Source organism: Flammeovirga aprica JL-4 (assembly GCF_012844305.1).
GTDB lineage: Bacteria > Bacteroidota > Bacteroidia > Cytophagales > Flammeovirgaceae > Flammeovirga > Flammeovirga aprica.
In genome coordinates this window covers 1-557 of sequence record NZ_JABANE010000416.1, presented here as the reverse complement: position 1 = coordinate 557, position 557 = coordinate 1, and the positions used below count along the sequence as shown (strand labels likewise).

1 protein-coding gene is annotated in these 557 nt (G+C 58.5%); it reads right to left on the bottom strand.

The features are described 5' to 3' along the window. Positions 1-217: 217 nt before the first annotated feature. Positions 218-557, bottom strand: a 340-nt coding sequence (locus HHU12_RS34685) for a DUF1380 family protein (protein ID WP_169661240.1), incomplete at its 5' end; no start/stop codon positions are given.

Genomic DNA, 557 nt, shown 5'->3' with positions numbered 1-557 from the left:
GTGAGGATTTCCACGCCACTGAGAGAGCCGCAGGCGGCAAGCCAGCCGGGTACGGTTTCGGGGGCGACGGGCGCCATATCAACAGTGTCGGGCCAGCCAGCCTGGCGCAGCATCCGGTCGCCGTGACGCAGAATAAGCGTGTTAAGGGTTTCTTTTTTCATCATTATCGTCTCTGTCCGGGTTATATCACCCCGCCGCGTGGCGGGGCGATCTGCTGTCAGCTTTTCAGTAATGCCCGCACTTTTGCTGTATCCGCCAGGCGGCGCATTACGCTTTCCGGCACCGGGAGATTGCGATCCCGTGCGGTCCATTCCCTGTCCCACAATGCCTGTTCGGCGGTAATCAGCAGGGTTTCAAGCAGGTCAACCGGCACAGTCACCCTCTGCCCGTTCTCTTTCACCTGGTCTATCAGTGCCATCACCAGGCCGGCTGACACGCCCGACTCAAGCCGTTGTTCTTCCGGTATAGTGTCCATGCGTTCCAGTACTGCCCTTACGTCATGTTCTGAAAAGGAATATTCCATCCCGTCAGCCAGTGCTTCAATATCCGCCGGGGTC